The sequence below is a fragment of the Ktedonobacter sp. SOSP1-52 genome (assembly GCF_016587395.1).
In genome coordinates, this window is sequence record NZ_BNJH01000001.1 from 908,677 (window position 1) to 930,528 (window position 21,852).

The window sequence follows — 21,852 nt, forward strand, 5'->3', positions numbered from 1 at the left end:
GTGCTACAATCAAGCATCCCTTGACAAAACTTTTATCTCCAGGTATTCTATTTTTTAGAGTATTAAAAAATTTTTTTATTGTCTTAAAAACTGCGTCGTTCTGCTCTTCTTAAAAATCGGGAAATGGAGTTCGTAGATGTCTTCTAAGCCACTACATAAGTTGGGAGGGAACTTCTTCTCGCGCTGCCTCCCGCCACCATCCACGGCCTCAGATGATGCCACTGTAATAGCCGCGCAGAAGGTGCTCAAGGGTAAAGGAAAGCCCGCGTTAGGTGATCTCCTCCCTTTTCTTGGCCCCGCTTTTATCGCCAGCGTTGCCTATGTCGATCCTGGAAATTTCGCCACGAATATTCAGGGTGGAGCGGAATTTGGCTATTTGCTTGTGTGGGTCATCATCGCCAGTAACCTGATGGCGATGCTCATTCAGGCGCTCTCGGCAAAATTAGGGATCGCGACCGGGCATAACCTGGCCGAGATGTGCCGCGAACACTTTCCTCGTCCCGTGGTATGGGGCATGTGGGTTGTGAGCGAGGTTGTCGCCATTGCCACAGATATGGCAGAGTTTCTTGGCGCGGCCCTGGGCTTCACGCTGCTCTTTCATATTCCCTTGCTCATCTCAGGCCTGCTTACCGCCGTCTGTACCATTCTGCTACTCGGCTTGCAGAGGCGAGGCTTCCGCCCATTAGAGGCCGTGATTACTGTTCTCATCACTATTATCGCCCTTTGCTATCTGCTCGAAAGCATCATCAGTCGTCCCGATTGGGGCCAGATCGGCCTGAGCGTTGTAACTCCCCGCCTGGATGGTACAGAGAGCCTGCTGCTCGCAGTCGGCATTCTGGGTGCGACCGTGATGCCACATGTCATTTTCCTGCACTCATCTTTGACGCAGAAACGCATCATAGCCGACGATCCCGCGCACCAGAAGCGCATCTACCGCTTCGAGATCATCGACGTCATCATCGCCATGGGTATCGCTGGCCTGGTCAACATGGCGATGTTAATCATGGCAGCCTCGACCTTTCATACCAATGGCCTGACCAACGTTGCCTCCATCGAGGAGGCTTACCGCACGCTCAGACCGCTGCTGGGGAACGCCTCCAGCAAGATCTTTGGCATCTCGCTACTGGCCTCGGGCCTCTCCTCGTCGGTGGTGGGGACCATGGCGGGACAGGTCGTCATGCAGGGCTTCTTAAAACGCAGCATCCACATCTGGATTCGCCGCCTGGTTACGATGTTACCTGCGCTCATTGTGATCGCTATCGGCCTCAATCCCACGCGCACGCTGGTCATCAGCCAGGTGGTCCTGAGCTTCGGTATCCCCTTCGCCCTGGTGCCCCTGGTCATCTTCACCAGCCAGCGCAAGCTCATGAAAGACCTGGTCAACCATCACATTACGACCGCAGTCGCCTGCATAGTCGCTGGACTGATCATCGCCCTCAACCTCTACCTGCTCACCAGTGCCATCCAATCAATTTTCTAATGGGAGTGCAGGGAGCCTTTGCCCCCTGCCGGGGTGTGGGGTGTCCCCGCTTTTCTCCCTCAAATAAAACACAGGTACCGGGCAGCGCACGCTGCCCGGTACCTGTGTTTTATTTATACACTCCAAAGAGCCAGAAGATAATAAGGGCCACCGCCACGGCCAGGACCGTACCGGCGCAGGCCTGAGCGATAGTATGCGCATGGACCTTCCAGCGCGCCCAGGCCACAAGTACGACCAACGGAGCCAGGCAGAAATAGAGTGGTCCCAGCACCAGGCCAAAGGTCGTCACGGCGCCCGCCATCCCCACCAGGTGCAGACTGATCTTCCAGCGGCGCGTGATGATGGTCGCTATAGCTCCGGCAACGAGCCCCCCTGTCACAGTCGCCAACAGCGCACGCGAGGCCCCAAGCACAAGGAGCAACACAAAGACAGTTCCCATACAGAGAACGCCAAACAGGAGAGGCACAAAGCGCTGCTCGCGCACGCTCACATGGTGATCGCTGTAGTGTCCCAGTCGCACTCCACGCCAGATAAAGAGCAGCGGCGCCAGTGTAATCCCCAGCGAGGTCACAAGCCACCAGAGCAGAGCACGCTCTACACTGGGAGCGGTCGCCAACGCCACCAGCAGAAAGGTTGGCAAGGCGATATACAACGGGTTTGTCACAGAGGAGACAATCTGCGCCAGCCGCGTCCAGCGATCCCCTGCCAGGGCCATTTGCTCCGACGGCTGCTTCTCTCGTACGTTATGCATACTCACTTCTCTCCAGGCCCTATTTCCACCAGAGGTAGGCACGTAGCACCTCGTCGGTATGCTCAAGCGTATGCTGATAGGTCTTGGTCAATGCCCATTGTAGGGAGCGCTCGCCCCACAACACCGGCAAACGCTCCTGCAAGCGTTCATCTGTCAATTCAGCCAGTAGGGCAATCTGTTCGGCGCGCCCTGCCTGAAACTCCTCGCTTAAGGCGGCGATCTCGTGATCCTGGCCCTCGTTCCAGGCCTGATTCTCTCGCGCCTCGTCCTCCTCCTGCGTGCCTACAATTGGTTTTGCCCCGCCAGACCACTGGCGCATTGTCGGGAGAGCTATCGTCTTTTCATACAAGCCCAGGTGGAAGAGTAAACGCGCCACCGGCCATTTATTCTCACGCGGAGCCAGGAAGAGCCGCTCCTGCGGCACCAGGCTCACGGCCCAGAGGAACTCGTCCGCGCTCGCCCTCAAACGCTCTTGAAACTTCGTTACCAGCTGCATCACCGATCCTTCTACATTCTGAAGAGCTTAATCTCTGCTTGTATTATATGCTCTCTCAGGGAAGGCCCGCTACTGGTGTACGCGGCTACTGAGAGACATCTACAATCCAATTCGCAAGGGAACCGTGAGCTGAAAGTCCTTTCCGCACCGCGCGAACTCATGGACGCCTTCATCGTTGAACAGTTTGACCCGCCGCGCCACCCACCAGCCGCTTCCGTCTACCGTGCGTATGAGTTGGCACCTCTTAGCCAACTATGCTACACTTTGGCCATGCGGACAAAGGAAAAACCGAGCGGTCAGCACCGCCCTACATTCACCGAAACGGCTCGGCGGACGCAGATTATCAAGTGCGCCATCGAGGTCATCGCAGGATATGTCCTCGCCTTTGCCAGCGCGATCCTGATCGTTGTCTCTGTCTCGATCTATGCCAATATCGTGGCGGTGGGGGTCGCGGAAGAGAAAAGCAGCCGCATTATGGAAATTCTGGTGAATGCCGCGACCCCATTCCAGCTGCTGGCTGGCAAGATCGTGGGCATCGGGGCGGCGTGCTTGACGCAGATGAGTTGCCTGGTGATAGTCGGCATTGGTGCGCTCCTGCTGCAAAACCCTCTGCAAACCGCGCTATTTGGGACAAACGCAGGAGGCTTCATCCAGTACCTCACCAGCGTATCCATCCCATTCTACTTCCTGCTCCTGGTCTATATTCTCCTGGCGTTCTTCCTGTATGCCACCCTGTATGCTGGATTGGGCTCGCTGGTCACACGACAGGATGAGGTGCAAAACGCAACCATGCTTCCGAGTCTGCTAGTCATGAGTGGATGGTTTCTGGTCTATCTCGCGGTCTTTTCTCCCGACGCGGGCTGGACGAAGGTGCTGTCGTATATTCCTTTCTGGACGCCAATGTTGATGCTGGTACGCCTGGCTCGTGGCACAGTCGTCTGGTGGGAGATCGTCTTGACGATCGCGCTGATGCTAGTGGCTATTCTCGCCTGCACCTGGTTTGCCGCGCGCCTTTACCGCCTCGGGGTCTTGATGTACGGGCAGCGGCCAAGCTTAAGACAACTGGTGAAGCTAGTATGGATGGGGAAGAATGACCACCCAGACCTCGGCACTCTGTGAACGAGCGAGATTGGCTTTCTGAAGCATATGTTGGCAATTCGTTTCTTCATCAGAAGGATCGATGAGTGATGAGTGGATCTTTCCCAATACACCCTTTTTCAAGGGATGAGGAAAGAGCCCATTTAGTTGCCATCAGGCTTCCCAAGCCAGCTCAACTGATGAGAGATACCTTCTCTCGACTTGAATCCTCTTTGTGAAGTATATCGTGCCGCCGCCTCTCTGAAGCATATCGCGCGGAATTTTGCCACAATATGTGTAAATTACAAAATGAGGAGGGTTGAGGCAGCAGAGGGATACCTGTTGCAAAGTAGCAAGCCAGATAGTAGCGTGTACATGCTCCACTGGTTGGGTCTTTCCCCTCCGCAACCAGCCTCCTTAGCTCCGCGAACATTCCATCCCAGTGCTGAGCTTGTAGTGCGCCAGTGCTTTATACAGAAACGCTTTTTCCTCCTCACTGTAGTGATACATTGGTAACGGCTTCTCCTCCAGGGGAAGTTCCTCATAGTTCTTCCACCATTGTTTCACACCAGCCGCTACATCCGCATCGCCTCGGGTCAATTGCCTGATCAGCTCACTATGCTGCGTCGCCAGGGCCTGGCCTTCCACACCGGTTGGATCTTTCCCTTCCGCAACCAGCCTCCTCAGTTCCGCGACCACTGCCTCCCATTGCTGGCTTGCACGTTGCTGATCCGCCTCGGTCCAGTTCTCCTCCCATACCGCCAGCTTCTGTGCTGCTTCAGGACTGTACGATTTCTGAGAGATGTCAGCCAACTTCTGTTGTTGTTCCTCAGTGAGATACTTCTTCACCCACGCTTTATTCTGTTCCACATGCATCACCTGGATCACATTGATAATGATCGATTCCAAATCTCCCTGGTCACTTTTTAACAATACTTCAGCTTTCTCGATGGCCCGAAGGACCACATCCAGTTGGCTGCGCTTCTCCTGTATCATCGCCTTCTGCATCACAAGTGCCTCTTGCAAACGCTCCGGTTTCTTTTGCAGACACACTTTAATCTCTTCTAGAGAGAAACCCAGAAATTTCAATGCCAGGATCTGCTGCAAACTCCACAGATCCTTATCCGAGTACAGCCGGTGCCCTGCCTCGGTATACTCAGAGGGGGAGAGCAGGCCCACTTTGTCATAAAAACGTAAGGTCCGTGCTGTTACTGCGGCCTTCTGCGCAAATTGACTGGTCGTATAGTGTTTGCTATCCACACGTTTTCTCCATTCATTCGAAAATAGTAGGCATGACCTGACACTCCCCCAAGTTAAAACTCCTGTCTTTTCCACATTTTACAACAGCATTGCCATGTGTACGCCTGGCAATGCTGTTGATGAGCTTTCCTTTCCCTCTGTGTCCTTCCCACTTTCTACTCGAAAAAACCAGACTCCGCGATAATCTCCTGAGAGGAGAGGAAGGTGGCTTCGGCGACGGATCGACCTGTGCGCTGGAGATATTGCCGGACAACACGATAGCCGATGGCATATCCGGCAAAATCAGGAACGCCAGCTTTGGGCAGCCCCCGAGTCGCGGCAATAGTATCGCCAAAAATATAGCTTTGCACAGCATTAAAGCCGCTCACGTCAAGCGCACCGCCGATGACGCCCCGGGCCGTGGACAGCTCCTCCTCATTGAAATCTGTGACAAAGTAGCCAACCAGTTCCTCTCCAAAGAGCTCGGCCGCGAACGCTTCCGCCAACCCTTCAGCGATGATGTAATCGGCGACCGTGACGCTCATGGGCGAGAAGGGAACGATCTTGAAACGGACGTTGTGGTTGAGCTCATGAACAGATGCTGGCCCTACGCGGGGCAGCGTATAGTCGTTGATGAGGCTGAGCGAGACCATAAGATAGCCAGGGAGGCCACCAAATCCCGCATAGCCTCGACCGGGCATATTGCTATTGTGCCTGGTGAGAACCACAGCGCAGTTGATGGTGTCCAATCCAATGCGGTCAGCGTAGGGAGCGAATGCAGCCACCCCCCGTTCAAGTGCGGCCGTGTACCTCTGCCAGGCCCTATCATCGGTCATGCGACTGACCATTTCCTCAATGAGGGGACGCTGCTCGCCGTCGAAATCTTCTGGTGTATACAGAGTCCACATTTTCGCCCAGGCCAAAAGATCGTCACCTCCGCCATAAATACGCATCATGCCTTCAAAGGGAGCTAGCAGTTCCTGTCGATATAGGACCTCGCGTTCCTGCGCGCTGGCACTGTTGAGTAAACGCTGATAGATAGATTCGACATCTATGATATGCAATTTCATCTGGTATTCCTTTCCAGCTTTCGCGACATGAGAATGTTCTGGGAAGAGTCTAACCCATGACGTAACGTCATAGGCAAGCCTTTGTTTCTGCCAAGCAGGGAAACATGGTATAATCGAGGGAAACATTCTCTCCGCACATCTCCAGCTTTTCGAGGAGAAATATCTGGCAGGTAGCAAGTCACACTCGTCCCTCTGCATGAGAAACAAGAGCTAAAAACAACGAGAGGAACTTCATGTCCTATCTTTTTAAAGATACAGAGAGAGCGGCACACAGATTACACATCTTTGCCAACATGTTTGCCTCCTCAAGCCGTCCCTTCCTGCAAGCCGTTGTTGGCACAGCGCCAGAGGTCGCCATTGATTTGGGATGTGGGCCGGGATATACCACGCGCCTTCTGGCAGAGGTTACCCAGTGTAAATGAGGATCGGGCGTCACATTCGCGGGGTGATTTCCTTCTGGAGCTGCAAGTGTGACTGTTGGTCAGGGCCACATTGCACCAACCAACAGAAGAAACATTACTTGCTGATGTTACGAAACAACACTTTTGCCATCACGACAAAGTGTTCAGGGAAGCGTTTCAATCGCTCTTCCCGCCCGAGGGAGCTATACAGCAAGGCGGAGGCGGTGGTGGAAGCGATGATCATGTTCACACCAGTGCCACACTTGAGTTTCAAGAGGTTCGTCCTATTAACGAACTGGATACTCACTACACCGAGCAACTCAAAGATGCCGGTTGGACGCCTCTTGGGAGCGAAAATACAGAACACACAGCATGGAGCACATGGCAATTTCACGATAAAGACAACGAAGAATGGTATGGCGCGTTCTATCTCTTCCCACTCACTGGCGAACGCCCACGCTACCACATGAGCATCTACGCCAATCTCAAAGACGCGCAACAGCCCAACTGGTTTCTCCATGCACCTCTTGGTTGATTTCATTTCCAGCTAAAAATGTGCGCTCCAACCGCGCTGCTTTAGCAGCGCAGCCCGCAGACATTGTCAGGTTATTTTTAAAGAGCATCAATGTACTCATATATGCGATGTGGGGACACTGCACAGTTTCCATATATCGATGCGGCTCCTTCTCAACAAACTTTATCTTCTTCTTATTGTTGAGGACGCTGAATTCCTCCAATAGTAAAATATGCCCTCAAAATATGATATGCTGTGTTTAAAAAGATAGAGGCATGAAGATTTAATGAAGCAGAAGCGCGCGGATATGAGCGATTGGCACCATGTAATCAAGAGCAGGTTCTTGCAGCGAGAAATTAATGATGAGGTATTTCAAGGGTATGCAAGCCTATTCTATTTTGACGAGGTCGATGCTCCATTGTGGATGCCGATAGCAGGAGAGCGGGTCTGCGTGGTCAATAACGGCTACTCATCGCTACAACTCTTTCCCCAGGGATCAAACCATGTCGCCACAATCACATTCGATGAGCAAGACAGAGTTCATCATTGGTATATCGATATAAGCAAACGTACATATATAGACGAACAGGACATGTTGTGCTATGACGACCTGTACCTTGACCTGGTCTTTCTCCCCGGTGGAGAAGTTGAACTGCTCGATGAGGATGAATTGAATGAGGCCTATGCGCAAGGCATCATCTCACTTGACGAGTATAACCTGGCCTGGAACGAGACCAGAAAGCTCATGACGCAGCTCGAAGAACAAAGCTTTCCCTTACTCCCACTGGCTGCGCATTATAAAGCTCGCCTGGAAACACAAATCAGCGTATAGCATACACAAATTTTATGTGTAGAGAAGAGAAATATATGCGTAACAAACCAAAAATTCTACTTTTCGACGTTGATGGTGTGCTCGCCATTGGTGAGCACTGGGGCAAGCATCTGGAGCGAGATTATGGCATCACCAAAGCTATGACTCAGGAGTTCTTCACCAACAAATTTGGCGCATGCATTATTGGCAAGGCCGACCTGAAAGAAGAGCTTACGCCATACATACAACAATGGGGCTGGAGAGGGACAGTTGATGATCTCATAGCTTACTGGTTTCGCGCCGAGCATAACATCAATGAGCCACTCCTGGCCTATATCCAGACACTCAGGGGTCAGGGCACAGCCTGTTACGTGGCAACGATGCAAGAGCAGTATCGCACCGCCTATATCCTGCAAGAGATGGGCTTCGAGAAGCTATTTGATGGCATATTCTCATCGGCTTTTATCGGCTATAAAAAGACCCAGCCAGAGTTCTATGCTCACATTCTCAAGAAGCTAGACGTAACGCACGCCCAAGAGGTCCTTTTTTGGGATGACAGTCCTGCGAATGTAGCCACAGCCCGCAACGTTGGTTTGCAAGCCGAAGTGTACTCTGATTTCGCTGATTTTACCGAGAAGATGCGGCTCTACTCTGACAAATGACAGTAACTATGATATGATAAAGCCGCACTAAAAGCATTTAGAGTCCCGACGCTGCTGAAGCACGCGTCGGACAGGAGCACGATATGGACTTAGAACAGCTCTCCTCAGCTGTAGAGGGCGTATCGCAGACCTATGCCGAGCGTTTCGATATCGAGCGTGACGCCACGTGGTTTGTCCTGAAGCTACAAGAAGAGGTTGGCGAGCTCACGCAAGCCTATCTCATGCTCTCGGGCCAGGCCCGCACCAAAGGCAAGTCGCCCGAGGAAATCCAGGCCGACTTCCGCAAAGAGCTCGCCGACGTCTTCTGCCAGACGCTTCTGCTCGCCAGGCACTACGGCATAGACCTGGAGCACGAAATCGAGGAGAAGTGGCTCCGCTGGACTAAGGCTTAGCATAAGAGAAGCGTGTTCCCAGCTGGGAACACGCTTCTCTTATGCTAAGCTTAAAGCAGGCTGGCAATTTCAATGGGAAGCCCCTGTTGCTCGGCGGATGCGATGGCCGCGAACATGAGGGCCAGGGTCTTCAGGTTATCTCTTCCTGAGGAACCTGGCTCGCTTCCTGTCTGTATGGCCTGGACAAAGGCAGTAAGGCTGCCCGCGAAGTCGGTAGGCGCCAGGGCTGGTGACTCGACTGGGGCCGGATCTTCGCCGAGACGGCGCACAAAGATATTGTTCGTCACCCCACCGGTCTCGCTGCGATCATTCCAGATCAGCTCGCCATCGGTAAACTCCATGTGCCAGTCGCCAGTCCAGGATGTCGGTTGACCAGGGCTGACCCAGCTACCGCGATAGGTGACGACCGCGCCACCATCAAAAAGAATAGTGGCCGCAGCGACAGGCGGCTCCTCAAAGCGACTCCAGGCTGGATTCCAGCTTGTGCAGGAGATACTGACTGGTTCCTGCTTCAAGATATAGCGCATCAGGTCAAAGTGGTGAATCGACATATCCGCCAGCAGGGGCTGCCAGATATGATAATGGCGGTTAGTTTCTACAGGTGCTCTATTGGCATAATGGCGGAAGTCGACAGTAACCGTTCCCAGCTCTCCGAGGATCTTTTCTTGCACATATTGCCTGGCCGCCAGCGCTCGCGGAAAGAAGCGATAATTCTGACTAATCATCAGAATGCGCTGCTGCTCCTGCGCCAACGTGACAAGCTCGCGTGCCTCCTGTATGGTTGGCGCGAAGGGCTTCTCCATCAAGACATGCTTTCCCGCCATGAGTGCCGTCCGGGCACTTGGCACATGTCCAGCCAGGCTGGCAGTGATGAGCACAGCATCCGCTTCATACGCTTCTAGAGCCGCCTCCAATGAGGAGAAACAGCGCTCCTGCGGTAGCGGCCACTTCTCAATGGCACGCTGCAATGCCTCCTCCACAATCTCTACCCAGGCCACCACCTCGACCTCTGTGTTTGAGTTCAAAACTGTGCGAAACCAGTGACCACCAATTCCTCCCAGGCCCACTTGAATTAGACGCAAAGCCATACCAGGTCTCCATCCTCTCTAAAATAGTGTAACAAACATCATCATCATAAGTTCAGAGTAGTTGTAGCTTCTCCAGGCCCATATAAGCGCCCGCAACATCCGTCATTTTGCCACTTCTCACATGGCTCCTGAAGTCCTCCAGAGGCATCTCGACTACCCTGACGAACTCGTGCTCATCGAGCGCCGGTTCCTGAACCTTAACACAGTTACGCGCGACAAAGTTATGCTTGAGCATCGTTGAGTATGCACAGTGCCAGCACGTTCCCGCCATTTCAAGTTCGCCGCGATAACCTGTTTCCTCCAGCAGTTCGCGGGCAGCCGCCTGCGCGGGATCCTCACCCGGCTCGACACCACCACCAGGCAGGTCCAACAAAATCTCTTCTGGGCCAGGCCGAAATTGCTGCACCAGGAGCACTGTGTTGTGGGGAGTTAGTGCCAGGACACAGGCCGCATAAGACTCATGTTTAATCTCAAAATCAGCCTCGGCCCCATTGGGAAGGTGATACGTCCTGCGGAGAATATGACGAAAACCGGCAAAAACCTTGGTCTCCGCACGCTTTTGCCATGGCTGGATATTCAAAGGCATAACCTCGCTTTTTTGCCCTGATTATACCATCTAGGCCGCCTCTCTTCCGTCTCAGCTCACAGGCTTGCTGTAGGATGGATAGGCGTATGGCGCCTGCGCCATACGCCTATCCATCCTACAAAGTACCGCAGGCGCGAAAGTAAGTGTGGAAAAGCAATATGAGCTACACATGCGGTCTTTTAGCAATTCACGCTATTGATGATAGAGTCAGGTTCTTTCCTCATTAACCGTTGGTTACATTCATATGCCGACAGTTACAACTTTTTCAAACTTCGAAACAAGCTCATATATCAATGCAGTAAGGGAAACTTAATTTTATGAAAATTGTATCTACGATCTACCGAATAGCTCTCTCTATTGCCCTGTGCCTAAGCATCGCAGCCTGTGGAGAGCCAGCACAAAACAGCCACTACACAAAAATAACTTTGAGCAAAGCTTCATCGAATACGCAGATACCCACGCCAACGATTACGCCATCGACTCTTGGGAGTTGCCCTGCGCAAGCACATGGCGCCCACATGCCTCCTCTCGTTGGAGCCAAGCATCCCGCAGTAATATATGCGACAGGATCGTATCAGTATCTCATCAGTAGCTATGACACAGTGACAAAGCAAACGCGTGGAATCTTCCTTGGCGGGCAGAGTACGGGCGACCGACCCGCACTCTCTCCCGATGGGCACTGGATACTCTTCGTTGTCAACGAGGCAAGTGAGAAAAAACTAGAACTGGTACGCAGCGATGGCAAGTATGCGCAAACGCTCTATTGCCTCGATGGTGGCATCATGTTTCTGCACTGGTCGCCAGATCAGAAGCATATTGCCTTCGTAGGTAACCAGGACGAGAATGGCGGCATCTATGTGCTCAATCTGGAGAGTGGAGAGGCAAAAGTAGTGCTCCCTTTCGTGCCAGCAGGTGATTTGCAGCAGAAGAACGAGATTCAACCCTTTATGCCCGACGCCTGGCTCGATAATACTCATCTCGCGGTGCTTGGCTTCTCGTCCAAACGCTTTACCCATTATGACAGCAGCCTCTTCCCACCAACCTCTACTCTGGCCGCACGCTGCCCGTTCCATAACGCGACAGAAAGCCCTCAACTTCCACCTGATCGTCTGTATGTACTCAATATCACAAAAGGGGAAAAGCAGCATGAGCCAGACATGCGCCTGGCCTTCGATAGCAATAGTGGAAGCTATGATAGGAGTTGGAGCTATACATACGCGACGAATCCAGGCCACCTCTTTATTCACCGGTGCTCTATCGACCAGGCAGGCGCGCCGATACCTCCTTGTAGTGTTAGCCAGCTCAATACAGATGGCTCTCTAAACACCATCTACAAAAGTTCAGATCAGCAAATTCGCCATATACGTATGCTGACAGACCATAGCCTGCTGCTCATCACCGATCAAAGAAATACCCCGGAACTCTGGCGGCTCAACGTCGATGGAAGTAGCCTGACCCGCTTGCCATCAACGCTCAACCTTCTGAGCGCATACGCCAGTGAAGAATGGGCAATGCTCTCGCCCGACGCCAACATGTATGTAACGCAGAGCTATACTACAACGCAAACAAGCATCATCATTGGCGAGCTAGAGCATAAGACGCAAATTCCTATCCTGTCAGATCAATCTACTAATACTGTCTGGATTGCTGGCTGGGGAGAAGAGTAACAGTATGTGACCAAGCAGCCAGAAAAAGCAAGAGAAGCTAATTGTCTTTCTCTACGGCAGGTAGAGGCTAGCCGAAGAGTGCCTGGAGGCCCCACAGGGCGAGCATCCCTATTACAATCGTCAGAAAGACGTTGCGCGTTCGCCAGGCGATAAGGGCGGCAAGAAGGCCCGCCAGCCAGCGCGGATTGTGCAGAGAGAGATCTACGGCCCCACCTGGGAGCAGAAGTTGGGGTACAATGATGGCCGTGAGCACCGCTATCGGCACGAAGCGCAGGGTCCTGAGCACCAGCGCGGGCATCTCCACCCGCCCCAGGCCCAGGATAAAACTCAAGCGTAACCCGTAGGTCAGAAGACCAATTCCAATAATCAGCAGCCAGGTCATCATGATTTCAACTCCTTGCCGTCTCTCTCCTCCAGAGAGGTCGAGGGGATATGTTCACTCTGCTCCACGCTCTCCTCAAGCGGAGCTTTCCTTTTCATCTTTGACTCAAGCAGGAGGCCCAGCAAGATGCTGGTAAAGGTCGCCACCAGCAGGCCGGAGTTGAGAGGCAGATGCGCCGCCAGCACCGCGACCAGCCCGGCAGCCAGCGCTACAATGACTTCCACCCGCTCTTTGAGCGCCGGGACCACGAGGGCGATAAAGGTCAGCGGCAAAGTGAAGTCCAGCGACCAGTTTGCCGGAATATTGGCCCCCAGGAGCATGCCTACCGCTGTACCTGCCTGCCAGGTGCTCCAGAGTGCCAGCCCGGCTCCCAGGAAATACCAGTGCTTATGCGGGCTTTCGTCTTGCTGCTGAAAACGCGTAATCGCGATAGCGTAGACCTCGTCGACCAGGAGATAGGCCAGCAGCAGTTTCCAGCCTGTGCTCAGGCGGCGCAGGTAGGGCGCGATGGATGCGCTATAGAGGGCATGGCGTAAATTGATGATGCCAGCCGTTAGCAAAATAATACCCGCTGGCAAGGCGGCCGCCAGGAGCTGGACCGTCACAAACTGAGCCGAGCCAGCGAAGACGATAGACGACATGGCCTGAGTCAGGGCCAGCGAGAGGCCCGAGCTGCGTGCGGTGACGCCATAGATCAGGCCAAAGGGTACCGTCCCCATCAGGATGGGGAGCGTGTTTTTGATGCCTGCGAAAAATTCGGAACGTGATGTTTGCATATCCCTATTTTAGGGCATATGTTGGGAGACCGTCTTGAACGTTCTTGCTATCGCTGGCAGGCGCGCGCATACTGCCCCGGCGTCACACCGACCAGGGCTTTAAAGTGGCGCGTCAGGTGGCTCTGGTCGCTAAAGCCAACGGCACCCGCCACCTCCGCCAGGGGCATTGAGGACGCGATAAGACGCTTGGCACGCGTCACACGTAGCTGAGTGAGATAGCCATGGGGAGGTAGACCCACCGTCTCGCGGAAGACGCGCAGCAGGTGAAAGGGGCTGAGCTGCACCAGGCCCGCCAGCTGGTCCAGCGAGACATTCTCTGTGGCATGCTCCTCAAGGTAGGTTCGCACATGCTGAACAATCGAGCGACCTCCCCTGGTTGGACGCTCGATGAGGTGTGTATCCGCGTGGCGCATCACCAGATGCGCGAAGGTCCAGGTCAGCCTGGACTCCCTTTCCAGGGTGGAGGGCGAGGTCGCCAGCGCCAAATGAAGCTGAGAGAGCATGCCAGCCAGCATAGGGTCATGGATTACAGGAGAGGGGAAGAAGGGGACATCCAGCGTGCGTGTCTCATCCGGAGAGGCGGCCCGCTGGACCAGCGAGACATCGGGATAGAACATCCGATAGCTCCACCCCCGCTCAATGGCCGCCGCGCCCGTATGGACCTCGCCCGGATTAACCGCGACCACGTAGCCCTGGGGAGCGATATGCGAGCTACCGCGATACTTAAAGCGCTCGGCCCCTGACTCAATCACGCCAATGGCATAGCCCTCATGCGTATGCGGGGCAAAGCTATGCGTCACATACGTCGCCTGCAACAGCTCTAGATCATTCAATGCCGGGTCGCGCCAGAACGTCGCCTTTTCTTCCAGGCCCGACCCGGCCCCCTGGCGTCTTTTCTCCACACGCATACTCCATCCTAGAAGGGAAAAACAGCAGCTTTCTTCTAGAGCTAGTATAGCAGCAAAAGCGGACAAATACGATGAGAGAGAGAAGGCAGTGAAAGCGCAGGATCAACGCAACTGGTCACTAGCAGAGGAAGTGCGCGATTTTTGTGACTAAGATATCCATATCAAAAGGTTTTTCGATGAAAGCATCGGCACCCGCTGCCTGCACAGTCGCTTTCACATTAGGATAAGCCGAAAACATGATGATAGGGATCTCCCTGGTCTCCTCCTGGCTTTTCAGGTGTCTGGTGACCTCTCGTCCATCTCGACCCGATAGAAACACATCCAGCAGGATGAGGTCAGGCAAGGCATCCTGCTGCAATTGCTCCAGTACCTCTGTCTTCGTTGTGATAAGCACTCGATAGCCCTCCATGGAAAGCAGGTCGTACAAAAAGTCGAGAATGTCGAGATCGTCATCAACTACCAGGAGCGTTTTCTGTTGGCTTTGTCTACTCTGCATTTGGCTGCTTCATCCTTTCACGCTCTTCCTCCTGAGAGAGTACCTGGCTTTCTCGCTGTATAAGGGGCAAGCTTAGAGAAAAGATGGCTCCTTTGTTGCGCTCACTCTCGACCCAGAAGTGTCCTCCATGTCGCCTGACAATTTCTTGTGAAATGGCCAGGCCAATCCCCATACCTGGATAGGTTTTCTCCTCTTGATCAGTGACCCGATAGAAACGCTCAAAAATTTTCTGGTGATGTTCTTTGCTAATGCCCAGGCCAAAATCCTGAACGTGGATCAGCACCTGCTCCTCAGTTGTGCCCAAATGGATAAGAACGGTGTTGGCGTTGGGCGAATATTTAATAGCATTCTGGAGAAGATTTATCAGCACTTGCCCCAGGCGATCCGGGTCTCCAAACACAGCAGCTCGCGTCTCTCCTTGCAGAAGCAAGCGATGGGTCTGCGTCGTCTCCTGCACGTTCTCCACAATCTCTCGTACCAGGGTATCCACCTCTACCTGCTCTTCTCGGTAGGTCAGTTGTCCTGTCTGTATCATGGAAACATCCAGCAGATCATTGATGAGTTTGGTTAATTTCTCGATTTGTGCATCCATGCGGGCAACATATTGCAGGATTTTTTCATTTCCCTGTTGCGAAAATTCCTTTTGTGAGAGGAGTCGTTGTACCAGGCCCAGAAAGCCCTTCAGACTGGTCACCGGGGTTTTGAGTTCATGGGAAGCCATGCCGATAAAGATGTCTTTGCGCTGCTCCAAGGCTTTGCGTTCACTGATATCAAGCACGAAGCCGATACAGGTCTGAGTATGCTCGATGCAGGTCAGGGCCATAAGTATCGGGAGAGCTTTCCCACTTTTATGCAACAAGATGGTTTCCTGCGGATCGGAGGAGCCATTTCCAGCGTGTGCAGACTGAATGAGTGGGCGAAGGAACGAAGCCAGAAAAGAGGGAGACGTCATAGCAAGGGGCGCTTCTGCCTGCCACTCATCTTGGGTATAGCCCACCAGATCCAGGAAGGCTTGATTGGTTTCCAGAAGCCTTCCCGTCTCATCCGCGACAAAAATCCCGATCAAATTAGAAGCAAAGAGTCGCTGCGACTTCGCTTCTAAGTGCCGCTGCTCCGTAATATCACGGGCGATGGTCGAGGCACCAAAAATCACACCGTTTTCATCCTTGATGGGGGAGATCGTAACGGAAACCAGGAGTTCCTGGCCGTCTTTGCGTACACGCCGGGTTTCAAAGTGATCTACCGGTTCGCCAAGGCGAATCTTCGCCATGATCTGCTCAAATTCCTCGTATTGATCTGGCGGGAAAATCCGGGTCACATGCGCTCCAATCATTTCCTGGGCTGTATAGCCATAGATGCGCTGGGCTGCGCTATTCCAACTGGTGATGATACCTGAGAGAGTTTTGCTAAGGATGGCGTCGTCAGACGACTCCACAATGGCTGCTAGAGCCCGGAGCCGCTCCCGCGCGGCCTGGCTTTCCGTGATCTTGACCTGTAAGGTGTTAGCCTTCTGTTGCAGCAGTGTAAAGGTCCGTAACCGTTCCTGTTCAGTGAGCTGGGTATAGCTCGTAGGGGGAACGAGCTGGGAGTGCAACTGGCAAATGTGAGTGAATGCTGCCTCATGCTTCCTTCCGTCAAAGTCCTGGAGTGGGTACGCGCAGAAAAGGGAAAAGGTATACCTCTGACCTAACGCGTTCCAGAGTTCTTCCAGGCGAATGGCTGCCGCCTGCTTCCCCTGTGCCCACAAGAGCGCGACCATCTCCCCAAAGATACGCACGCGGCGGCCTCCCTGCGTTGCTTGTTTGACGAGCGGTCCTATCACCTCTATGAAGCGGGTCGAATCTGGCTGCCCATCGACGAGGAAGCGCGCCATGGTTGTGGCGGCATCTAAAGGGATATAGGTCCCAGTGGCCACGGCCTGAGCCAGATTGAAGCCAGCGGCTTGCAAGTATTGCTCCAGGTGTTCGTGGTGGGAGGGTGTTGCGACGACAATGCAGTTATCCCCTGCCCGTAAACCATCACCGAGAAATGCGCTGAGCATGATGATGAGTGAAGCATCGTGCTCACTAAAGCAAACAACATGCGTATGGCCTGCGAATGTGTGCTCAGAGAGAGTATTCTGTCCTGTTGATGGAATATCCAGAGGAGTGGGCGCCCAGTCCTGTTCATGCATGAGGCGTGACTCCGCGCCGTTGTCTTGCTGGGGTGTACTCATTTGATCTTGTAAGTCGTCCATTCATATTACTCTCTTCCTGCACCTACTCAGAGGGTCTTCTCGTCTGAGCCTCTGAGTGGGTGCGGAAAGAGCACAGAGGCGGATAATATGTTCACAAAGACGAGGCGTGAGAAGTGGTTTGCTCCTGATCCTCAGCTTGATGCTCCTGTTGTTGATACAGGAAGACCAGAGCAGAGAGGCGTTTAGCAAAGGAAACCACCGTTCCATCTTGACGCTTGAAGGCTGTCGTTCCAGGATGCACAGGATCATGCAGATGGACACGAACAGGAAAATATCGCCCATCCTGACGCAGAATATCATAGCCATCAGGGGACGGGATCGCCGCTCCTCGGGGAGCGCGCATCGTCTGGTTCATCGCAACGCCTCCTGCTTTTAGGGGTCAAATATAACTCCTACTTTTTCTACGTAGAAGTAGGAAAAAAGGTAACAGAAAGTGGCATTGTCAACTTATCAATTAAAGGAAGAGTTTTTCTAGAAATGGAGAAAAAGAAAATAAAAGAGTGGTAGCAAATAGTGGAGTGCTATGCGACTGTTATCATTCCTATGGAGTTGTTTTAAGGTTGTTTGATAATGAAGAGAGCATGCGCGATGGCATGCTCTCTTCATTAGATTCACCAGTCCCTGAGTCTACTTCTGCTGAAGGTGGGGTGACATCTTCAACATCTGCCTGCGGACCAGCGGACGTAGGAGTGGCAGGATAAGGGCCACGGCTCCTTTAGGGCGGGTCGCCTCCGCCACGTCGCGCATGATCTCGTCAAAGGTATGGCGTTGGTATTGTAAGAGCGCCTGGCTCTCTTCAGTATCGAGCCAGTCGGTACAATAGGGCTTGCTATCGGGCGCGAAGGCTTCGTCTGGTGGAGGCTGAATACCAATTTCGCCAAGTGTGCGATAGAGGTAGTCACGATAGCGAATCTGACACTTAGGACCGCCACCAATCAACCAGACCTTGCCCCAGATGGGACTATGCATACCATTGGCAATTGCCAGGCCCACATCATGGGTGTGAACCACCTCCAGGCGTGTGTTCAAGGGAATGGTATACATGATAGGATGCATCTGACGTGCCTCTAATGGAGGCACATCGCCAAAGCGGTAAATTGCCCATTCCAGGTTAGAGGTTCGCAACATCTCTTCGCCCTCTAGTTTATGCCTGGTATACTCGTCGGTCGCCATAACGGGATCGGTCAGGCGGCGCGGCGGCTCCTGATCCTGTGTAGGCCCAAAGACATCCAGGCTAGAGCTAAAGAGGACCTTCGGTGGCTGGCTCTGTGCTTTGGCCGCCTCGATGATATTACGTGTTCCCCCAACATTCACCTCCTGGGCCAGTTGAGGGTTCTCATCCACGGCAGGTGGAATGATATAAGCCAGATGAATGACAGCCTCCTGCCCCTTCACAGCCTCAGCTACGGCCTGGGCATCGCGGATATCGCCCCAGATAATCTCGGCTTTGCCCTCAACAAGGTGGGCCTTCTTCTCCGCCCCCTTCGACTTCAGGTCAAAGCAGCGAACCGTTTGCCCCTGCTCGATGAGCGCCTGCACAGTGCTAAAGCCAACGTTACCAAAAGCGCCAGTAACCAGAATACGCATAAATATACTGCTTCCTTCTCTTGTTATTTTCACAAATACTGTTGTTGCTAATGCTGTCCTAACGTGTTCCCATAGCGAGACTGAGAATGGGACGTAGCACTACGAGCTACGTTATTGAGTTCGATGATAACCGGATCAAGCGGAGTACCAGTGGTGGGTAGATGAACATTATTAATCGTGCCCATCGTGACAGCCTGGTGGAGCACATTCGAGACCTGATAGGCGGCCTGGCGCGTCGCGATAAGCATGTCCGCGTCGCTCTTCATGCGTTGCATGCGATTCAGAAGATTATTGAGTGAACCAGCGACATTCCAGAGCATATGCCCCTCACTCAGATTCACACGCACACTCAGATCACCATTGCTGATACGTGCATGCGTCTCCGCGATCTTCTGAAAGCCTTCTTCAAGTTGCTGCTTCTGCTGCACCTGTGTCCGTACATGTAGCGCGAGCTCCTGCTGCAACGAGACAATCTCTTCAGCGCGGTCAGCGCGACGAATAGTATTGATCAGGTTACGCATAATGACATAGGTCATAACGCTAATCATGAGCTGTATACTGACTGGCACAATCAGGGTAACGGTGAAAAGACCTTTATCGAGCATTTGCTGATATGCAAGCGTATGAGGAACGAGCTGACTAATAAGAGCGATGTCCAGGCAACATAACACTCCTACGACCAGAGATGCGATAGGAGGCAGCAAAGCACCGGCCATGATGACTGAGATAGGAAAGATGCCAAAGAGTGGCAAAAGCGAGGGGTCCAGAGGATTCGTCACCATTACAGCACTAATACATAATATGTTGTATGCGACAATGAAGGCAGCACTAATGTAGTTCCATCCCGCTTTTCCAAAGCCAAACGCGCATGCAAGTAGTATAAGGGTACCAATGCCGATAGGCGGCGATGAAGGACTATTCGGGGAATCAAATATCATAATCGGCGAAAGTGGTAGAAAAAGCGCACAAATAAGTAAAAGAAATCCACTTGTTAACCGCGCATAGCGAGAACGCTCACGCTCGCCTGGAGTTGTGTCTGGTCCGCGCTTTGGCATCGAGAACGCATACCACCAGGCCATAAATCGCTTCATATGCCATTCCTCCTAACTTATTCAATAATATTACGCGCACGCAGATATGCCAGCGCGCTTTCGACAGTTTCTGGAGAGAGTTGTAACTGTGCCTTGATCTCTTCTACGCTTCGCACCCCATTCACCTTCGTCAATACCAGGCGTAGTACGACGCGTTGACGCATAGGAAGAGCCGTAAATTCTTCTTCCATCATATTACGTCTCATTCTTGGGTGCCATCCAAGCGCGAAACCAGCGCCGAGCACAGGCCATTGCCCACTTGTTGTGGGCGGCCTCATCGCGGGCAATTGTCCGCTCGAAATGCCTGGTTTCGTCGCGGGCAATTGTGCATTTGGCCGTATTATGGGCAGGGATGGGCTATTGGTAGATGATGGAGGATCTGGTGGGGACATCAAAGATTGTAACGGGGTCTGCTCATTCTGAAGCTGTACCTGCCATTCTGAGAAGCGCGCTAACACCTTAAAAGCCTGCTTTCCTTGCAGGACAACTCTTTCCCCCTCTTGAATATAGCAGGAAATCATAGATCCAGCGCTCACCTCAACGTAGCCAGTCTGCCCCCTCTCCTTGAGGGTCTTGCTCAAAAGGCAAGACTCTCCATGCACAGAGAGATAATCAAGCAAAGTTTGCAGGTCAAGATAATAGACCTTTCTATTCATTACGCTCTCCAACATACAAATGCACGAATATACATTAGCGACTGGCAGATTTCTGCGGGCTGGAACCTACTATGTGTTATTCGTGGCGATACAGGAGCCATTCTATCATCATCCATCAAGATAGGTCAAATAAATACTTAAAAAGCACAGAACAACCCATCTAAATAAACCCATCAATAGGATGCGATTGTCCTGTTACGCGAAAACACTCGGCCCTACCTGCTGGGGGGAAGAGCACTCTTGCCAGGGAGCTTTGTGAGCAGTATGAGAAGGGCGTGCATATTGAGACTGATGCCCTGCGTCACCTGGTGGTCAAGGGCTTTGTCCCGCCACGTCCATTGAATGAGGAAGCGCATCGCCAGGCTCAGATTATGCGTCAAAATGCCTGCGCTATCGCTCTAAACTATCAAGTGAATGGCTTCTTTGTTGTTATCGACGAAGTTCTGGCTGATCCTGCCCCTTATCTGCATCATTTGCACAATCACTCGGTGATAACAGTATTCATTAAACCTGAGCTTGAACATTGCCTGAAGCGCAACGCTGAACGAGTCAACAAGGATCCAGAGACACGCCTTGAACTGGATGCTTTCATCAAATATTTTTATAGTGAGACCGAGCAGGAGGATTTTACGCGGCGTTGGGATGTGGTTATTGATAATACTGGCTTGCATGCCTCGGAAACGCGGGAGAAGATTATGCAGTGTATTCAGCAGAAATATCCTGCCAGCTTGTAAGTTCCTGCTACTTCGCAGGATAAGCTCTATAGATCACTTTCGAGAGGCACGAATACGAATGACCGCACCGGTGGAGTTGGTGCGTCCGCACCAACTCCACCATACCCTTTGACCCAGCAAAGCATTTGAGCATTGCTTTCTTCGTTGAGTCTTTCACAGACTCTAGCCAGGGAAATCAGCTGGAATCCCGTGCATGCCGAGGGTGAGCGAGAGTTCGCCGCCGTGATGCATATCATGCTCCATCACATGCCCGACGACCCAGGCGCGCGACAGGTAGACCTGTTTGCCGTCCAACTCATCGGGGAAGGTTTGTTGCATGTCGGCGGGACTCCAGCGAGCCAGGCAATCCGCCATGAGTTGCCAGGTGTGGTCGAGACCCTGAGCCAGTTCGGCTGCGGTTGGGATGGGTGTCCCCTGTCGCAACGCAACCTCGTTTCGCTTCAGGTACGCACTCATCTCCTCGCCAAACTCTTCTCCCAGGGTTATGATGAACCAGCCGATACGGGTACCGATGATGTGCATGGCGTTCTCGCCAACGGAGCGCAGGTGAGGCGTGGCACGCAGCGCAAGCTGTTCAGCGGTGAGCGGAGCAATCGCCCCTTTGATGTGCTCCTGATACTCTTTCCAGATAGTGTAGTATGTCGTGAGTGTAAAGTTGTCTTCAGTCATAGAATGGGCTCCTTTTTGCTTGTTTTCTCTTAGATTACCACGGAAAGCGGGCAGTTTATGCCCGCTTTCCGCGGGTTCTGACT

25 protein-coding genes are annotated in these 21,852 nt (G+C 52.9%); 9 read left to right on the forward strand and 16 right to left on the reverse strand.

What is annotated here, in order from left to right; translation table 11 throughout:
• The first annotated feature begins 136 nt into the window (after window positions 1–136).
• Window positions 137–1,480, forward strand: a complete 1,344-nt coding sequence (locus JMJ16_RS04140) for an Nramp family divalent metal transporter (RefSeq protein WP_201378629.1) — start codon at window positions 137–139, stop codon at window positions 1,478–1,480.
• 109 nt (window positions 1,481–1,589) lie between these two features.
• On the opposite strand, the gene JMJ16_RS04145 is transcribed toward JMJ16_RS04140, so the two are convergent.
• Window positions 1,590–2,231 carry a hypothetical protein gene (locus tag JMJ16_RS04145; RefSeq protein WP_201378630.1) on the reverse strand — a complete coding sequence of 214 codons (642 nt, stop codon included), beginning with the start codon at window positions 2,229–2,231 and terminating at the stop codon, window positions 1,590–1,592.
• Window positions 2,232–2,250: 19 nt separating this feature from the next.
• The gene (locus tag JMJ16_RS04150) at window positions 2,251–2,727 is read right to left on the reverse strand and encodes a DinB family protein (RefSeq protein ID WP_201378632.1); all 477 of its coding nucleotides are present in this window, start codon (window positions 2,725–2,727) and stop codon (window positions 2,251–2,253) included.
• 75 nt (window positions 2,728–2,802) lie between these two features.
• Here JMJ16_RS04150 and JMJ16_RS04155 point away from each other — a divergent pair, with 75 nt between their 5' ends.
• The gene (locus tag JMJ16_RS04155; RefSeq protein ID WP_201378634.1) at window positions 2,803–3,846 is read left to right on the forward strand and encodes an ABC transporter permease; all 1,044 of its coding nucleotides are present in this window, start codon (window positions 2,803–2,805) and stop codon (window positions 3,844–3,846) included.
• A 375-nt stretch (window positions 3,847–4,221) separates the two neighbouring features.
• On the opposite strand, the gene JMJ16_RS04160 is transcribed toward JMJ16_RS04155, so the two are convergent.
• On the reverse strand, window positions 4,222–5,064 hold the full coding sequence (locus JMJ16_RS04160) for a MerR family transcriptional regulator (protein WP_201378636.1): 843 nt from the start codon (window positions 5,062–5,064) through the stop codon (window positions 4,222–4,224).
• Window positions 5,065–5,219: 155 nt separating this feature from the next.
• Window positions 5,220–6,113 (reverse strand): DUF2268 domain-containing protein, encoded by an 894-nt coding sequence (locus JMJ16_RS04165; protein WP_201378638.1) that lies wholly within the window; start codon window positions 6,111–6,113, stop codon window positions 5,220–5,222.
• Between the two features lie 233 nt (window positions 6,114–6,346).
• On the opposite strand from JMJ16_RS04165, the gene JMJ16_RS04170 reads away from it, so the two are divergent.
• The 5 genes from JMJ16_RS04170 to JMJ16_RS04190 all read left to right on the forward strand — a co-directional run bounded on the left by JMJ16_RS04170 (window position 6,347) and on the right by JMJ16_RS04190 (window position 8,893).
• A complete protein-coding gene (locus JMJ16_RS04170; RefSeq protein WP_201378640.1) occupies window positions 6,347–6,535 on the forward strand; it encodes a hypothetical protein in 189 nt (62 codons plus the stop codon).
• Window positions 6,536–6,590: 55 nt separating this feature from the next.
• Window positions 6,591–7,049, forward strand: coding sequence for a hypothetical protein (locus tag JMJ16_RS04175; protein WP_201378642.1), 459 nt, complete (start codon window positions 6,591–6,593; stop codon window positions 7,047–7,049).
• Window positions 7,050–7,314: 265 nt separating this feature from the next.
• On the forward strand, window positions 7,315–7,860 hold the full coding sequence (locus JMJ16_RS04180; protein ID WP_201378644.1) for a DUF402 domain-containing protein: 546 nt from the start codon (window positions 7,315–7,317) through the stop codon (window positions 7,858–7,860).
• Between the two features lie 35 nt (window positions 7,861–7,895).
• Complete coding sequence (locus JMJ16_RS04185) at window positions 7,896–8,501, forward strand: HAD-IA family hydrolase (protein ID WP_201378646.1); 606 nt, start codon at window positions 7,896–7,898, stop codon at window positions 8,499–8,501.
• A gap of 83 nt (window positions 8,502–8,584) precedes the next feature.
• Complete coding sequence (locus tag JMJ16_RS04190; RefSeq protein WP_201378648.1) at window positions 8,585–8,893, forward strand: MazG nucleotide pyrophosphohydrolase domain-containing protein; 309 nt, start codon at window positions 8,585–8,587, stop codon at window positions 8,891–8,893.
• A 50-nt stretch (window positions 8,894–8,943) separates the two neighbouring features.
• Here the strand turns inward: JMJ16_RS04190 and JMJ16_RS04195 are convergent, their stop codons facing one another.
• Both JMJ16_RS04195 and JMJ16_RS04200 read right to left on the reverse strand, forming a co-directional pair.
• Complete coding sequence (locus tag JMJ16_RS04195; protein ID WP_201378650.1) at window positions 8,944–9,981, reverse strand: Gfo/Idh/MocA family protein; 1,038 nt, start codon at window positions 9,979–9,981, stop codon at window positions 8,944–8,946.
• 52 nt (window positions 9,982–10,033) lie between these two features.
• The gene (locus tag JMJ16_RS04200; RefSeq protein ID WP_201378652.1) at window positions 10,034–10,567 is read right to left on the reverse strand and encodes an NUDIX hydrolase; all 534 of its coding nucleotides are present in this window, start codon (window positions 10,565–10,567) and stop codon (window positions 10,034–10,036) included.
• Window positions 10,568–10,884: 317 nt separating this feature from the next.
• On the opposite strand from JMJ16_RS04200, the gene JMJ16_RS04205 reads away from it, so the two are divergent.
• Complete coding sequence (locus JMJ16_RS04205) at window positions 10,885–12,234, forward strand: hypothetical protein (RefSeq protein WP_201378654.1); 1,350 nt, start codon at window positions 10,885–10,887, stop codon at window positions 12,232–12,234.
• Window positions 12,235–12,301: 67 nt separating this feature from the next.
• Here JMJ16_RS04205 and JMJ16_RS04210 read toward each other — a convergent pair whose 3' ends face one another.
• The 9 genes from JMJ16_RS04210 to JMJ16_RS04250 form a co-directional block, all read right to left on the reverse strand.
• Window positions 12,302–12,619 carry an AzlD domain-containing protein gene (locus tag JMJ16_RS04210; RefSeq protein WP_201378656.1) on the reverse strand — a complete coding sequence of 106 codons (318 nt, stop codon included), beginning with the start codon at window positions 12,617–12,619 and terminating at the stop codon, window positions 12,302–12,304.
• Window positions 12,616–13,392 (reverse strand): AzlC family ABC transporter permease, encoded by a 777-nt coding sequence (locus tag JMJ16_RS04215; protein ID WP_201378658.1) that lies wholly within the window; start codon window positions 13,390–13,392, stop codon window positions 12,616–12,618. Before JMJ16_RS04215 ends, JMJ16_RS04210 begins: the two co-directional genes overlap by 4 nt.
• Window positions 13,393–13,439: 47 nt before the next feature.
• The gene (locus tag JMJ16_RS04220; protein WP_201378660.1) at window positions 13,440–14,294 is read right to left on the reverse strand and encodes an AraC family transcriptional regulator; all 855 of its coding nucleotides are present in this window, start codon (window positions 14,292–14,294) and stop codon (window positions 13,440–13,442) included.
• 124 nt (window positions 14,295–14,418) lie between these two features.
• Entirely contained in the window at window positions 14,419–14,796 is a 378-nt protein-coding gene (locus tag JMJ16_RS04225; protein WP_201378661.1) for a PleD family two-component system response regulator, read from the reverse strand.
• Window positions 14,786–17,032, reverse strand: coding sequence for a PAS domain S-box protein (locus tag JMJ16_RS04230; protein WP_201378663.1), 2,247 nt, complete (start codon window positions 17,030–17,032; stop codon window positions 14,786–14,788). Before JMJ16_RS04230 ends, JMJ16_RS04225 begins: the two co-directional genes overlap by 11 nt.
• Window positions 17,033–17,123: 91 nt before the next feature.
• Window positions 17,124–17,387 carry a hypothetical protein gene (locus JMJ16_RS04235; RefSeq protein ID WP_201373678.1) on the reverse strand — a complete coding sequence of 88 codons (264 nt, stop codon included), beginning with the start codon at window positions 17,385–17,387 and terminating at the stop codon, window positions 17,124–17,126.
• A 272-nt stretch (window positions 17,388–17,659) separates the two neighbouring features.
• Window positions 17,660–18,619 (reverse strand): NAD(P)-dependent oxidoreductase, encoded by a 960-nt coding sequence (locus JMJ16_RS04240; RefSeq protein ID WP_201378665.1) that lies wholly within the window; start codon window positions 18,617–18,619, stop codon window positions 17,660–17,662.
• A gap of 47 nt (window positions 18,620–18,666) precedes the next feature.
• Window positions 18,667–19,710, reverse strand: coding sequence for a hypothetical protein (locus tag JMJ16_RS04245; RefSeq protein WP_201378667.1), 1,044 nt, complete (start codon window positions 19,708–19,710; stop codon window positions 18,667–18,669).
• A gap of 17 nt (window positions 19,711–19,727) precedes the next feature.
• Window positions 19,728–20,291: a sigma-70 family RNA polymerase sigma factor gene (locus JMJ16_RS04250; protein WP_201378669.1), complete on the reverse strand. Its 564-nt coding sequence runs from the start codon at window positions 20,289–20,291 to the stop codon at window positions 19,728–19,730.
• Window positions 20,292–20,542: 251 nt separating this feature from the next.
• Between JMJ16_RS04250 and JMJ16_RS04255 the strand changes: the two genes are divergently transcribed.
• Window positions 20,543–21,100 carry an AAA family ATPase gene (locus JMJ16_RS04255; RefSeq protein WP_255553197.1) on the forward strand — a complete coding sequence of 186 codons (558 nt, stop codon included), beginning with the start codon at window positions 20,543–20,545 and terminating at the stop codon, window positions 21,098–21,100.
• Between the two features lie 162 nt (window positions 21,101–21,262).
• Here JMJ16_RS04255 and JMJ16_RS04260 read toward each other — a convergent pair whose 3' ends face one another.
• A complete protein-coding gene (locus JMJ16_RS04260; RefSeq protein ID WP_201378671.1) occupies window positions 21,263–21,769 on the reverse strand; it encodes a DinB family protein in 507 nt (168 codons plus the stop codon).
• Between the last annotated feature and the right edge of the window lie 83 nt (window positions 21,770–21,852).

Coding starts and splice junctions, on each gene's coding strand:
- JMJ16_RS04140 (WP_201378629.1), top strand. CDS start 137: ATGTCTTCTAAGCCACTACATAAGTTGGGAGGGAACTTCTTCTCGCGC.
- JMJ16_RS04145 (WP_201378630.1), bottom strand. CDS start 2,231: ATGCATAACGTACGAGAGAAGCAGCCGTCGGAGCAAATGGCCCTGGCA.
- JMJ16_RS04150 (WP_201378632.1), bottom strand. CDS start 2,727: ATGCAGCTGGTAACGAAGTTTCAAGAGCGTTTGAGGGCGAGCGCGGAC.
- JMJ16_RS04165 (WP_201378638.1), bottom strand. CDS start 6,113: ATGAAATTGCATATCATAGATGTCGAATCTATCTATCAGCGTTTACTC.
- JMJ16_RS04170 (WP_201378640.1), top strand. CDS start 6,347: ATGTCCTATCTTTTTAAAGATACAGAGAGAGCGGCACACAGATTACAC.
- JMJ16_RS04180 (WP_201378644.1), top strand. CDS start 7,315: ATGAAGCAGAAGCGCGCGGATATGAGCGATTGGCACCATGTAATCAAG.
- JMJ16_RS04185 (WP_201378646.1), top strand. CDS start 7,896: ATGCGTAACAAACCAAAAATTCTACTTTTCGACGTTGATGGTGTGCTC.
- JMJ16_RS04190 (WP_201378648.1), top strand. CDS start 8,585: ATGGACTTAGAACAGCTCTCCTCAGCTGTAGAGGGCGTATCGCAGACC.
- JMJ16_RS04195 (WP_201378650.1), bottom strand. CDS start 9,981: ATGGCTTTGCGTCTAATTCAAGTGGGCCTGGGAGGAATTGGTGGTCAC.
- JMJ16_RS04200 (WP_201378652.1), bottom strand. CDS start 10,567: ATGCCTTTGAATATCCAGCCATGGCAAAAGCGTGCGGAGACCAAGGTT.
- JMJ16_RS04205 (WP_201378654.1), top strand. CDS start 10,885: ATGAAAATTGTATCTACGATCTACCGAATAGCTCTCTCTATTGCCCTG.
- JMJ16_RS04210 (WP_201378656.1), bottom strand. CDS start 12,619: ATGATGACCTGGCTGCTGATTATTGGAATTGGTCTTCTGACCTACGGG.
- JMJ16_RS04215 (WP_201378658.1), bottom strand. CDS start 13,392: ATGCAAACATCACGTTCCGAATTTTTCGCAGGCATCAAAAACACGCTC.
- JMJ16_RS04225 (WP_201378661.1), bottom strand. CDS start 14,796: ATGCAGAGTAGACAAAGCCAACAGAAAACGCTCCTGGTAGTTGATGAC.
- JMJ16_RS04230 (WP_201378663.1), bottom strand. CDS start 17,032: ATGGACGACTTACAAGATCAAATGAGTACACCCCAGCAAGACAACGGC.
- JMJ16_RS04235 (WP_201373678.1), bottom strand. CDS start 17,387: ATGAACCAGACGATGCGCGCTCCCCGAGGAGCGGCGATCCCGTCCCCT.
- JMJ16_RS04240 (WP_201378665.1), bottom strand. CDS start 18,619: ATGCGTATTCTGGTTACTGGCGCTTTTGGTAACGTTGGCTTTAGCACT.
- JMJ16_RS04245 (WP_201378667.1), bottom strand. CDS start 19,710: ATGAAGCGATTTATGGCCTGGTGGTATGCGTTCTCGATGCCAAAGCGC.
- JMJ16_RS04260 (WP_201378671.1), bottom strand. CDS start 21,769: ATGACTGAAGACAACTTTACACTCACGACATACTACACTATCTGGAAA.